The organism is Okeania sp. SIO2C9 (assembly GCF_010672455.1).
Classification (GTDB): Bacteria; Cyanobacteriota; Cyanobacteriia; order Cyanobacteriales; family Microcoleaceae; genus Okeania.
Genome location: NZ_JAAHGO010000030.1, coordinates 1 through 12,862, shown reverse-complemented (window position 1 = coordinate 12,862; position 12,862 = coordinate 1). Strand labels below are relative to the sequence as shown.

Genomic DNA, 12,862 nt, shown 5'->3' with positions numbered 1-12,862 from the left:
TGAGGAGGTAGGAGTAAGAATTATCCCTAGATTTTTCTGCCCCACTCTTGCACAAAATTCTAACTTTTTGACCTTGAGCAACTGAAAAACTGGCACTTTTTTTCAACCTAAAACAGCTAAAATCTTTATTTGTAAATACTTTTAGATTAGACCGGTAATATAAAATCCAGTTATACAGTTATCGCACTTTCTACTTCCATTCAATTCAGACATAAAATGCCAGAATATACCCAGATAATTCCAACTTTCATCCTTTCATCCTTTCATCCTTTCTTCCTGCTGACTTCTGACTCCTCTCATCATACAATAACTAATTATCCGGATACCATATAAGCCCTAACTAACAACAATCAAAGTAGTCAAAAGTTATGCATCGAGTCCGTAATTAACCCCTCTCCATTTCCTACTCAAAAGCTATGTCAAAAGCTTGTTCAATAATTGATAATCGATCATAAATAATTAATAATTACAACTGATAACTGAAATGACCAGCAGTATATTAGTTAAAAATCTTGGTTATAGATAAATAATTTAAATAGTCAAATAGATATCTCCAAAAATACAAAATAAAATCAATGATTATCCATAAATTATAAATTATGTATTCTTATTCCCTATTCACTATTCCCTGTTCCTTGTTCCCTCTTTTCTGGAGATGTCTAATATAAAATTCAACAAATTAAAGATATGATAGCAATAGACAGATAGGGTGAGGACTTATGCTGATAATCCTCTTTAGACAGAGAAATATTTTTTAATCTGTTCCCTATTCCCTATTCCCTATTCCCTATTCCCTGCTAAAGATATGATAGCAATAGACAGATAGGGTGAGGACTTATGCTGATAATCCTCTTTAGACAGAGAAATATTTTTTAATCTGTTCCCTATTCCCTATTCCCTATTCCTTGCTATAGCTGAAAATGACAGAAACAAAAACCAAACAAACTGAAGCACAAATAAATTCTGATTTAGCAATAGTTGCTAGAGATGTTCAAAAGTGGTACAGCAATAATTTTCACGTCCTCCGTGGAGTAAGTCTCACAGTTAAACGTGGAGAAGTAGTAGTAATTATGGGGCCAAGTGGCTCAGGTAAATCCACCTTTATCCGTACTTTTAATGCTTTAGAAGAATATCAAAAAGGTAGCATTATTATTGATGACATCAGTTTATCCCACGACTTGAAAAATATTGAAGCTATTAGGCAAGAAGTGGGAATGGTATTTCAGCAGTTTAATTTATTTCCCCATCTCACAGTTTTGCAAAATGTTACCTTAGCGCCAATATGGGTGCGCCGATGGCCAAAAGTCAAAGCAGAAGAAGTGGCAATGCAACTTTTGGAAAGAGTTGGTATTTTGGAGCAAGCCAAAAAATTTCCCGGTCAACTTTCTGGCGGTCAGCAGCAAAGGGTGGCGATCGCTCGTGCTTTAGCTATGCAGCCAAAAATTATGTTGTTTGACGAACCTACTTCTGCATTAGACCCAGAGATGGTGCGAGAAGTTTTGGATGTAATGCGAAATTTGGCAGATTCGGGAATGACTATGGTGGTTGTGACTCACGAAGTAGGATTTGCCAGGGAGGTGGCAGACCGGATCGTATTAATGGCTGATGGGTTATTGGTAGAGGAGGCGACCCCAGAAGAATTTTTTCAAAGCCCGAAGGAAGAACGCACGCGCCAATTTTTGTCACAGATTTTGTAGGTTTCAAAAAGCTGGAATTGAGAAAATATGCCTTTTAGCACTCTCCCTTTCAGAAATGCAGAAGAAATCGAATGGATTTAATCATCAATTTCATTTTCTGAAGCTCAAAAAAATATTAGGGTTGTGTCTTGGAAAAAATCGTGATAATCTGAGAATAGAATTATATAGTTGGTTGTGCTCGTCCCTAAGCATGACTTTTTATTCAACCAAGAAACTTAGAGTAAAAACTAAATATCAATCAATTGCGCTGTCAAACTCAGATAACGCCAGATTTTCCTTTTCCCTTCTTCGTTCCCGGTTCATTTTCTGAAGCTCAATAATTTATGCTTGTATCTCAGAAAAAATCGTGATAAACTGAGAATAGAATTATATATTGGGCTGTGTTCGCCCCCAAAAATGACTTTTTATTCAACCAAGAACTTAGAGTAAAAACCAAATATCAATTAATTGCGCTGTCAAACTCAGATAACGCCAGATTTTTCTTCATTTTCTGAAGCTCAATAATTTATGCTTGTATCTCAGAAAAAATCGTGATAATCTGAGAATAGAATTATATATTGGGCTGTGTTCGCCCCCAAAAATGATTTTTTATTCAACTTAAAAATCAGAGCAAAAAGCAAATATCAATGAATTGAGCTGTAAAACTCAGACAAAGCAATATTTTTCCCTTTTCCTTCTTCCCTTAATGCTGAAACAAGAATCAACACAAATAAGAATAGTATTAGTAGAGCCAGCCGGACCACTAAATGTTGGTTCTGTAGCCCGGATTATGAAAAATATGGGTTTCCATCACCTAGTCTTAGTTAATCCTCAATGCGACCCCCATGGACTAGAAGCCCGCAAAATGGCAGTTCATGCAGCAGAAATCTTAGAAAAAGCCACCATAGTTCAAACATTACCTGGAGCCCTAAAAGGATGTCAAAGAGCGATCGCCACAACATCCCTAGACCGTTCATTACCCACCCAACTAGAAAACCCCCGACATACCCTACCTTGGCTATTAGGACATCCAGCAGCCTTAATATTTGGCAGAGAAGACAGAGGCTTAACTAATGTAGAATTAAACTATGCCCAAAGATTTGTCCGTATTCCATCGGATGATATCTATCCTTCACTAAATCTGGCTCAAGCAGTAGCTATCTGCTGTTATGAGCTATATCATTTGCAAACTACAGCACTGAGCGACCAACAAAATCAGGATAGTCCACCCACCCCTGCTCCTAACTTAGAAGCTTCAATAGATTTAATAGAGGCATATTATCTGGATCTAGAAACCCTGCTACTGAAAATAGGTTATCTTTATCCCCATACAGCATCTAGCAGGATGGAAAAAATTCGTCGTCTATTCAACCGCGCCTATCCCTCTACTGAGGAAGTGGCAATGTTACGCGGAATGATTAGGCAAACGAATTGGGCACTTTCTCAGCATTGCGAAAATGATAGTTAATCTATTCTTCCTGGGTATTCTTTTAATATTTGACATCCTCCCGACGCTGACCTGCACCTGCAGCGCGGGATTCCCATCCATCATTCAAACAGACGCTCGCTGACCAAATGACTCAGGGCGGGTTGACACCTCACTGGAAAATGCTGGCAAAACCAGTAATCACGCTTCCTCCGTGTCCGTTTATCGTCTCCGAGTGCCCCTCGGCGACTTGATTGAACAGTTACAGTAGTCTTAACCTTGGTTTTTAGTTAAGCAATATTTGTAAGTTAACAGATTATCTGTAAAACCGCAAGATTGATTGGCATTCATCCCGACGCTCCCCTGCGGGAGAGCGCGGGTCTTCTGCCAACATTTTGATAAATGGCTGAATAGAAATATCTGAGTCCAAGTTATAGAAGCTTGTAAAAATCTTCTGGATTTATCTGTAATATCATGTCCGGATAATTAGTGATGAAAAAACTTTCTCCTGTTCTTCCCTGTTTTTCCCTGCTGATATAGAATCCGATTATATAGTATATGTTGATAATTCTATATTACTTCAAGCCTTTAATCTCCCCTACTCCCCTACTCACAACTATACAATAACTATTCAACCGGATTCGATATGACTCCTGACTCCTCTCTCATTATTTATAACTATTCAACCGGACATAATATAAAGTGTTTTTTTGTCTAGAATACGTAAAAATAGTTACTACTTGCGCTAAAGTAATAGATATTTACCTAAATCGTAGGTGATGAAGCAAAATTAATATTTGATTAAGTTAGTATTCTAGTACGTAAGCATTTCCTACGGAATGCTGCGCAAACAGCTATTTGCTGTATGCTCTCAGCAAAAGAAGGGGGTTTAAATAAATATAGACTTTAAAGCCAGTTTCTGTAGTAAGTATAAATTCTGACTCAATTAGTAAAGCTTTTATCTAATAACTAAAAGCAATAGCTGAAGTTCGCAGTTCCGACCAAGGAGGCTGGCTGAAGTTCGCAGTTCCGACCATAGGAGGCTAGCTGACGGCTGAATGCTTACTCTAGTACTAACCCATCTAACTCAATATTAATAATGTCACAACCTGTGAGAAATAAAATAATTATCTGTATTTTCTCTTGGTATTAAGTTTTTTTTGATAGATATGTTGCTTATATGACTTCTGAACTTTTGTGAAATGGAATAAATAAATATACCTCTTGCAAAACTGAAAGTCCAATAAATTTTCATGCAGAAATAGTCAATTTTTCTTGATTTTGATTCATTTCTGTTCCATAAACAAAATTATAGTTGTAAATTAAGGTGTTTGGAGTGGTTCAGAGATTTCCTAGTCCATCAATTCTTTCAGTAGTATCATCCCCTACTAGGCCAGATTCTCAATCGAAGCAATCTAGTAGTAGACAGCAAAATCATCCCGTGCAACCGCAGCTACCCCTCAAAAGAAAGCGTAATGTAGCTAAATTTCCTCTGCCACCCTCTGAGGAACCTTATCTAAGGCCAGTCCCCCAAAAAAAGAAAGTTGTTGCACCTAGAACCTTAAAAACAGAAATTCCTAGATTTCAATCTCACAGAGCTAAACGTAGTCGAAGAGACGAATTGGCGAGATTAAGATCCATCGCAGAACAACAACCCAAAACATCTACTCGACCCCAAAAACGGCTAGAAAAAGCCCAATCTTTTATTTCTCAGCCACCACTGCAAAAAAAGCCCCCACTCAGTCGTAAACGCTCTGTGTCTTCTTCAGTAGTGTTGTACGTAACTCGGATGTTAATTTTGGGTATGGGAATAGCGGTAATTAGTGGAACATTGCTATCAATGTTGAAACCTGGAAATAGTTCTAGTGTCCTTTCTCAAGCAGCAGATGTAGAACCAAATCAAGAATGGAAATCTCCCTCCATTGTACCTTTAGCAGTACAACAAACTAGAGAAATTACAGCTTTGAAAACAGAGCTAGATACAGTCATCGCAGAATATCCAAAACTCACCCCAGGAATATTCCTGATTGATGTTGATACTGGTGCTTATCTAGATATTAATGGAAATGTCGCTATTGCAGCAGCTAGTACCATTAAGGTGCCAATATTAGTAGCTTTTTTTCAAGCTGTGGATCAAGGCCGCATCAAACTAGATGATATGTTGACAATGGAGGAATCTCATATAGCTGAGGGTTCGGGAGATATGCAGTTTCGCAGACCTGGTACTAAATATACAGCTTTGCAAACAGCGACAAAGATGATCGTGATTAGCGATAATACTGCAACCAATATGTTAATTGAAGCACTTGGTGGGTCTGAAGTTTTGAATCAGTTGTTTCAGAGTTGGGGTTTGAAGAATACTACTATTAATGACTCCTTACCAGACCTATCTGGCACTAATACAACAACTCCCAAGGATTTGATAAATTTAATTTCACAGGTAAATCAAGGTGGGTTGGTATCTCTAAAGTCTCGCGATCGCCTGTTTAGAATTATGGAGAGGACTAAAAATGATTCATTGTTACCTCGGGGTATAGGTAGAGGTACTATTATTGCTCACAAAACAGGTAACCTGAAGTCTGTATTGGCAGATGTGGGTATGATTGATTTGCTCAATGGCAAGCGCTATCTATTGGCTGTATTGGTGAAACGCCCAGATGACGAACAAACTGCCGTAGACTTGATTCGCGATGTATCCAAAAAAACTTATCAATATCTTGAATCTTCAGAGCAATAGTTGTTTGTTATTTGACATCCTCCCCGGCCTAAAGGCGCGGGGATTCCTACTGAGCCGTAGCTCTTTGGTGGGTTGACGTTTCTTTGGCTGCTGCTACTTTGGCAGTAGTCTTACACTTGCCTCCACGTCCGTTTCTCGTCTCCGAATGCCCAAGGAGCGACTAATATATTTATCGCTGCGTTTTCGTCTCTATCGTGTTTGCTGCCACAGTTTAGACACTCCCATTCTCGCACCTTAAGGTCTAACTTTCCACCTTTGAATCCACAGCTAGAGCAAGTTTGAGATGTGGGTTCCCAACGACTAATTACTTTAAAATAACGACCATATTTTTCTGCTTTTCCTTCTAGAAATGTTCTGAAAGTTCTCCAACCTAAATCAGATATAGCTCTGGATAATTTGCGGTTTTTAACCATACCAGAAACGTTTAAATCTTCTAAAACAACTGTTTGGTTTTCACAAATTATTTTAGTAGATAATTTATGTAGAAAATCTGTCCTTGTATCTTTCAGTTTTGCATGGAACTTAGCAACTCTAATCCTTGCTTTTTCATACCTTTTAGAGCCTTTAGTTTTATGAGATAATGACTTACTTAACTTTCTTAATTTCTTAATTCGTTTCTTCAGTGGCTTAGGAGCATCAACCTTTGTACCATCGCTAAATGTAGCAAAAGTTTTAATACCTAAATCTATGCCTACTGAATTATCAGTTTTAGGTAATACTTCTGGTTGTATTTCTACTACAAAACTCAAGAAATATCTATGAGCGGAATCTTTGATTACTGTTACTGATGATGGAGCAGCAGGTAAATCTCACAGGCGAAACAATTTTCAGCCTTCCAATCTTAGCTAAATAGACTTTATGTTGACAAACTTTAAATCCTCCCTTTGTAAACCTAGCAGTTTGCTTTGACTTTCTACTTTTAAATTTAGGAGGTCTAATAGGTCTACCTTTTCTCTGACCTTTAGTTGATTTGAAAAAATTTTGATAAGCCTGATTTAAATCATTTAAAGATTGCTGCAATGGTATAGCAGAAACTTCTGATAACCATTCTCTGTCTTCAGTGTTTTTCGATTGAGTGATCAACTGTTTTTGTAGCTCGGAGTTAGTGGGTTTCTTCTCTCCTAATTGATACTTTTCTTGACAACAAGCTAGACTATCATTCCAAACTACACGGACACAACCAAATAGCTTGGCTAATCGGTATTTTTGTCCCGGTGTTGGATAGATACGATACTTAAATCTAGCTTTCATAACCTGACTTTTAAACTAACAACATGATAACATATTTACTGAAGAAAAACCAATTTAAAAGTCGCCCTAGAAGGGCAAGGCTTTAGACCCAATTTTTCGGTAAGTAAGATATTACAAATAAGTCTTCTAGGTGTTCTACAAATTGCTATATTTCGCTAACTTAGGGTTTGCTGAATAAGTCTTTTGGTATGGGGTAGGAGTCAGTCCTCAGGAAGACCGAGCCAGGAGGAATGGGGAATTTAGAGGAGAGAGTCGGATATTTTATCCCTTGATTTTTCTGCAATTATTCTGCCTTTTATCCTAACTTTTTAGTCGCTCAAGCTTAAAAAGTTGCACTTTTTTCGCTGTAAAAAAGCTAAAACCTTTACCTGTCAGTGCTTTTAGATTTAATCAGCAAGACCTAACTAGTGTTATAGCATTATTGAGGGAAAATTAGTATAAAAAGAAGGTATAAAACTGTGAATACAGGTTCGGATGTTTTAACTATTCTCTTGCATCGTGCGTTTTCCCTTTCAACTAAAGTATCTTTTTCTAAGTATAGAACACAGTACCATATACCTTAGTCAAGGCTAACTTGACATTGATTAACTCTTTTTAAGAGCAGTCTAAAATTCTTGACCAAGCAAAATTAAAATGCTAAACTACGGATATAATAATCAGACTAAAGTTTAAATATATCATAAAAAATAGGTCTTAATATACATTAATGTCCAAAAGATAAGTAGTTAAAGTTAATCAGAACTTACGCAAATTGACTTTAAAACCACCATCTGTAGGGGCAAATGGTATTAGCCTTCGCTATATATAGAGTCTCTGCGTAAGTCCTGTTAATTAGTAATTGAAAAAACTCAAGGAGTGTTATGGAAAAATGGAAAATATGATGGAACATAGGAAGTTAGATCCAGGCTTAGTGAATGTCCTGAATAAAATGCCTTCATCACACAAACAGCCAGTGGAAGTGTTTGTTCGTACAACGGAAGTACCAAATCAAAAAGAGGCGAGTTTCTTAAAAGAACTAGGGGTCAGAGGGCTAAATCATCAGCGGTGTACCTTTACAGCCAAGCTTTCAGCAGAAGCAGTTACAGAATTATCTCATCAGCCTTGGATACATAATCTTAAGTTAGCAAGAAAAATGCGTTCGGCTTGAGTTGATATAAATATTCAATATTACCATTTTCTATTTAAAACTTTGGCGATCGCTTATTTTCCGGAACAAAAGATATAGCGACCGCTGTTTTTATAGCTTAATAGAGTTGTCCTTATATATATCTAACGTTCTCTGTAATTAATTGAGAATTGCTAAAGTAAAGAGGTATGCGATCAAAATCAAAGAAAAATGACTCAGAATGCTTATAGATTCTACCTTAAGATCCAACAAGTTGAAAAAGTCTGCCTATTTGAACTTGCCTGGGGTAGAGGGCAACAATTAAGTGTCACTCTTCCTTATCCTGAGAACCTTACCATATTTTATCAAGATTGGCAAACAAAATATCTAAGTTTTTATCATAGAGCTTTACGAGGAAGGGTAGTAAGTACAGGAACAATAATCAGACAAGTTGATTGGGAACAAAAATTGGTCCAAGCAGAAGCAAAACTTCTGTGTGAATTTCATCGTTGGCTACGACACGAAGAACTGTTTGAAATTAGAGCAATTATTGCTCAAGCAGCCAAACAAAAAACAGAAAATTTCCTACCATCACAGCACAACACTCATGTACCTACTATTGACATATTTTTAACTTGTAACTCCCAAGAATTATGTCGTTTACCCTGGGAAGTATGGGAAATTACAGAATTTGCTGCATCCAGTAAAATTAGAATAGTCCGCCAACCTATCAATATCCATGATACACCAGTCAATTATCAATCCAAACCCTGTCGAGGTAAAGCCAGGGTATTAGCAATACTGGGAGATGATACAGGTTTAAATTTCCAGGTAGACAGAGAAGCAGTAAAATCACTATCCCCAATAGCAGAAGTAGAGTTTGTGGGTTGGCAACCTCACGAGCGTCAAGCAGAGCTAAAAGACAAAATTGTCAAAGCAATAAAAGACGAACGTGGGTGGGATATCTTATTTTTCGCAGGACACAGTAATGAAAATCTAAATACAGGAGGGGAACTAGCGATCGCTCCAGGCACATCTCTATCCATGATCGAAATTGCTCAATCCTTAACTATAGCCAAACAGAGAGGTTTACAATTTGCAATCTTCAACTCCTGTAGTGGTTTAAGCATCGCTAACACCCTGATCGACTTGGGTTTAAGTCAAGTTGCCGTCATGCGAGAACCTATTCATAACCAAGTCGCCCAAGAATTTTTAGTGCGCTTTCTACAAAGTCTAGCCGAATACAAAGATGTTCACGAATCATTATTATCAGCTTGTCAATTTTTAAAGCTAGAGAAAAATCTCACCTATCCTAGTACATATTTAATACCATCTTTGTTTTGCCACCCGGATGCCGCACTATTTTGTCTTCAAGCATCTAGAATTAAAGACAAATGCAAACGGTGGTTTCCTAGCAGAAAAGAAGCGATGGCGCTCAGTGCATTAATTTTATGCAGTTGGCAATTATCAACTCAAAGCTTTTTAATTGAAAAGCGAGTATTAGCGCAAGCCATGTATCGGCAATTTACCAACCAACCCGATAGCAAAAATTCGCCTCCCGTGCTATTAGTTGAAATCGACGAAGAGTCCATCAAAAAAGCCAAAATATCCGATCCTAGACCTATGGATCGTAGCTATATAGCCAAAATCATTACTCAACTTACAGCTATCAACGCCAAAATCATCGGTGTTGACTATCTATTCGACCGCCATCAACCAGGAAACGACCGAAAATTAGCCCGTACTCTGCGCTCATCCATAGAAAAACAAAACACCTGGTTTATTTTAGCGACATCTCGTAACCAAGCTGGTGGTTGGTTTGAACCCTTGCCGGAGTTAGCATCCCCAAATTGGCAACTACAGGGAGATACTTTTATTGTCGGTTATGACAGTTATGTTACCCATTTTACACTGCTGCCAAGGCAATATTCTAGAAAGAAACCATTGCCCTTTGCTTATTGGTTAGCAATTGCTCACTGGTTAAACTTTGAACAATCTGGGGAGTTGCTTCAACCTCAGATTAATTCCTCAGATAATTGGGTATCTCAAGTCAAAAATCATATTAATCAGACCACAGGTGAATATGAATTTTTGGATTTATTTTCCAATTCATCTCGCTTACAACCTTTAACAAAATTTTCCTATAAATTAGGGCAAATGTGGATGCATCCAATTATAGATTTTTCTGTTCCCCCAGAAGCAGTTTTTCAACGTTTACCTGCTTGGCAACTTTTGGATAGTAATGATTCCCCACTATTACCACTAACTATACTAAATAAACGTCCATCAATAGTGATTATTGCTGCTGGATATAAAGATGCAGGATTAGTTCCAGGAGGAGACAATTTTCCTTTACCCGCTGCTGTTGGTTTCTGGCGTTCTCAACATCCTGCAAACCCAAGTACAGTATTTACTGGAGGGGAAATTCATGCTTATATGGTTCATCATTTGCTCAATCAAAGATTAGTTATACCTATTCCTAATTTATGGTTAATTTTATTAGCTGCTTTATTAGGAAAAGGAACAGTATTAGTATTAGGAAATAGTACTAAAACTCAAAAACAAGAAATTATTTTTTTATGGTTTTTATTGACTCTAATTTATGCACTAGCTAGCCTACAAATTTATATTTCAGCAGCAATTTTATTGCCTTGGTTGTTACCAACTCTAACATTTTGGATTTATATATTTTTATATTTGATTAATCGTAAGTCAATTTATTAAAATTGAATTATTATTGATATTAAATTTATTTATTAGCTATAAAATACATTATATGTTGAATTTTGTAGAAGGTTTACAACAGTTAGAGAAATTGATAAGTGAAGATAAATTAGGCTCTGTTGATGCCGACAAAATTTTTGTTATGGGTGATATTAGTTGGCAGATTTATGAACAGTTATTGGATAACTTGCAAGATAATTATTGTTGGCGTGTTACTTTTTTAGAGGGGTACTTAGAAATTATGTAGCCTAGTCGTCGCCATGAATTTATTAAGAGCAATATTGGTCGATTATTAGAAGCTTATTTTGAGGAAAGTTGCATCCGTTTTTATGGTTGAGGTTCCACTACTTTTCGGTCTCAGGCAACAGTTAGGGGTATTGAGCCAGATGAATGTTACTGTCTTTTTAGTAATAAAGATATTCCCGATTTAGCTATTGAAGTTGTAATTACCAGTGGTGGTATTAATGCTTTAGAAGTTTATCAAGGTTTAGGAGTTTCTGAAGTGTGGTTTTGGCAAAATGAAAGTTTTTCTATCCATTACTTAAATAATGGAAAATATGAGCAGGCAATTAGGAGTAATTTATTACTTTTGTTAGATATAGAATTGTTAGCAAGTTATGTTGAATATGATGAAACTTTTGATGTTGTTTTAGAGTTTAGGCAACAAATTAGTGAAAGTTTTTCAGTTTAATTATAACTTGAGTAATTTTAATTATTTGAGGGTATAATACCAGTTTGAAAGGAGAAAAAAATGGTTCGTTTAATATGTTTAGCATTGTTTGTTTTTTTATACTCTTGTTTGCCTTTATCGGGAACAGTTTCAAGTTCTAATGAGCTATCGGAAACAGTTTCAAATTCTCATGAGTCAGATGTTTTATTTTCAACTGGTTTATGGCCAGGGGAAGGTCTCCCACGTTTTAAATCAAAAGTTAATCTCCAACCATTGCAGAAACCTAACTCAAACTCTCAACCTGTAACAGGACTGGAAATAAAAGAGGGAACTATCTTCAATTTCACCGAAACTCAATACCAAACGATCGCGTCAGACTCTGTCACCATCGAACAAACCCAGAAATTGATAGTAACTAACTATGGAAATATTAAATACCTTTCCAAAGATGCTTATTATTCATCGGGAAAGCAGACCAACCTCACTCTTGAAAAAGGAAACCAAATTAATGTATTACAAAACCGAGCCGAGGGTGAGATGTTCTTTGAATACCAAGGTAATATTTATGCAGGAGGGTGCCAACCATGTTACGGTGCATCCTATAAAACGGCCTGGTGGGTAAAGGTCAGTCTATTATCAAAGAGTGGTTGGGTACTAATTAATGAAAACACAGTGGAATTTTTAGAACGTCAATTCTAATTTCACCTCTCGAAGTCTCCACTAAAAAGTATGGGAGTCTTTGCCTTGAGAGTGAAAGTTTGTACTTCTTGTGAATACCCGAAAAAAGTATAGAACCCATTTGAGATCTATATAATTTGAGATCTATATAATTATGGTAGCCAAGTCTTTTCGCGCATCAATGAGTGAGGAAAAATCTGGGCGTTGCTGAAATGTAATGATAAATGTTGTAGAATTCAAAACATGATATGTCCAAAATGTAACTCCACCCACACCAGGAAAAATGGCCAAAGACGTGGCCAACAGTGTTTCCAATGTCGAATATGTGGTCGTCAATTCGTTGAATCCCCTAAGAGTCAACCCTATTCACCACGGATGAAAGAACTTCGTCTTCTGCTGCACTATCTAAAATTTCAAACTCTTCCTACATAAGCATAGATCATTACTAATCAGCAACGCCAAAATCTGAAAAGGAGTGTTGAATTTTTTGTATTATTTCTCCCCACATCTTCCCTCCTGTCTCCTGTCTCCTGTCTCCTGTCTCCTGTCTCCTGTCTCCTGTCTCCTGTCTCCTGTCTCCTGTCTCCTGTCTCCT

11 protein-coding genes are annotated in these 12,862 nt (G+C 37.0%); 8 read left to right on the top strand and 3 right to left on the bottom strand.

What is annotated here, in order from left to right; genetic code table 11:
- The first annotated feature begins 920 nt into the window (after nucleotides 1-920).
- From F6K23_RS21945 to F6K23_RS21935, 3 genes are all read left to right on the top strand, one after another.
- Nucleotides 921-1,697, top strand: a complete 777-nt coding sequence (locus tag F6K23_RS21945; RefSeq protein ID WP_293159794.1) for an amino acid ABC transporter ATP-binding protein — start codon at nucleotides 921-923, stop codon at nucleotides 1,695-1,697.
- Between the two features lie 685 nt (nucleotides 1,698-2,382).
- Entirely contained in the window at nucleotides 2,383-3,144 is a 762-nt protein-coding gene (locus F6K23_RS21940) for an RNA methyltransferase (protein WP_293159792.1), read from the top strand.
- A 1,294-nt stretch (nucleotides 3,145-4,438) separates the two neighbouring features.
- Nucleotides 4,439-5,839: a serine hydrolase gene (locus F6K23_RS21935; RefSeq protein ID WP_293159790.1), complete on the top strand. Its 1,401-nt coding sequence runs from the start codon at nucleotides 4,439-4,441 to the stop codon at nucleotides 5,837-5,839.
- Nucleotides 5,840-5,949: 110 nt separating this feature from the next.
- Here the strand turns inward: F6K23_RS21935 and F6K23_RS41990 are convergent, their stop codons facing one another.
- Nucleotides 5,950-6,588 carry an RNA-guided endonuclease TnpB family protein gene (locus F6K23_RS41990; protein WP_367267772.1) on the bottom strand — a complete coding sequence of 213 codons (639 nt, stop codon included), beginning with the start codon at nucleotides 6,586-6,588 and terminating at the stop codon, nucleotides 5,950-5,952.
- A gap of 7 nt (nucleotides 6,589-6,595) precedes the next feature.
- Entirely contained in the window at nucleotides 6,596-7,090 is a 495-nt protein-coding gene (locus F6K23_RS41985) for an RNA-guided endonuclease InsQ/TnpB family protein (protein ID WP_367267771.1), read from the bottom strand.
- Between the two features lie 877 nt (nucleotides 7,091-7,967).
- Between F6K23_RS41985 and F6K23_RS21925 the strand changes: the two genes are divergently transcribed.
- The 5 genes from F6K23_RS21925 to F6K23_RS21905 all read left to right on the top strand — a co-directional run bounded on the left by F6K23_RS21925 (nucleotide 7,968) and on the right by F6K23_RS21905 (nucleotide 12,288).
- Nucleotides 7,968-8,237, top strand: a complete 270-nt coding sequence (locus F6K23_RS21925) for a hypothetical protein (protein ID WP_287526674.1) — start codon at nucleotides 7,968-7,970, stop codon at nucleotides 8,235-8,237.
- A 189-nt stretch (nucleotides 8,238-8,426) separates the two neighbouring features.
- Entirely contained in the window at nucleotides 8,427-10,919 is a 2,493-nt protein-coding gene (locus F6K23_RS21920) for a CHASE2 domain-containing protein (RefSeq protein ID WP_293159786.1), read from the top strand.
- 52 nt (nucleotides 10,920-10,971) lie between these two features.
- Entirely contained in the window at nucleotides 10,972-11,166 is a 195-nt protein-coding gene (locus tag F6K23_RS21915; protein ID WP_293159784.1) for a hypothetical protein, read from the top strand.
- A gap of 129 nt (nucleotides 11,167-11,295) precedes the next feature.
- On the top strand, nucleotides 11,296-11,610 hold the full coding sequence (locus tag F6K23_RS21910; protein WP_367267773.1) for a Uma2 family endonuclease: 315 nt from the start codon (nucleotides 11,296-11,298) through the stop codon (nucleotides 11,608-11,610).
- A gap of 60 nt (nucleotides 11,611-11,670) precedes the next feature.
- Nucleotides 11,671-12,288 carry a hypothetical protein gene (locus F6K23_RS21905; RefSeq protein WP_293159782.1) on the top strand — a complete coding sequence of 206 codons (618 nt, stop codon included), beginning with the start codon at nucleotides 11,671-11,673 and terminating at the stop codon, nucleotides 12,286-12,288.
- 123 nt (nucleotides 12,289-12,411) lie between these two features.
- On the opposite strand, the gene F6K23_RS21900 is transcribed toward F6K23_RS21905, so the two are convergent.
- Nucleotides 12,412-12,627, bottom strand: a complete 216-nt coding sequence (locus tag F6K23_RS21900; protein ID WP_293159780.1) for a hypothetical protein — start codon at nucleotides 12,625-12,627, stop codon at nucleotides 12,412-12,414.
- Between the last annotated feature and the right edge of the window lie 235 nt (nucleotides 12,628-12,862).

Bases quoted from the DNA above. Each gene is read 5' to 3' on its own strand.
- F6K23_RS41985 (WP_367267771.1), bottom strand. From the start codon at position 7,090: ATGAAAGCTAGATTTAAGTATCGTATCTATCCAACACCGGGACAAAAA.
- F6K23_RS21940 (WP_293159792.1), top strand. From the start codon at position 2,383: ATGCTGAAACAAGAATCAACACAAATAAGAATAGTATTAGTAGAGCCA.
- F6K23_RS21925 (WP_287526674.1), top strand. From the start codon at position 7,968: ATGATGGAACATAGGAAGTTAGATCCAGGCTTAGTGAATGTCCTGAAT.
- F6K23_RS21905 (WP_293159782.1), top strand. From the start codon at position 11,671: ATGGTTCGTTTAATATGTTTAGCATTGTTTGTTTTTTTATACTCTTGT.
- F6K23_RS21915 (WP_293159784.1), top strand. From the start codon at position 10,972: ATGTTGAATTTTGTAGAAGGTTTACAACAGTTAGAGAAATTGATAAGT.
- F6K23_RS21920 (WP_293159786.1), top strand. From the start codon at position 8,427: ATGACTCAGAATGCTTATAGATTCTACCTTAAGATCCAACAAGTTGAA.
- F6K23_RS21945 (WP_293159794.1), top strand. From the start codon at position 921: ATGACAGAAACAAAAACCAAACAAACTGAAGCACAAATAAATTCTGAT.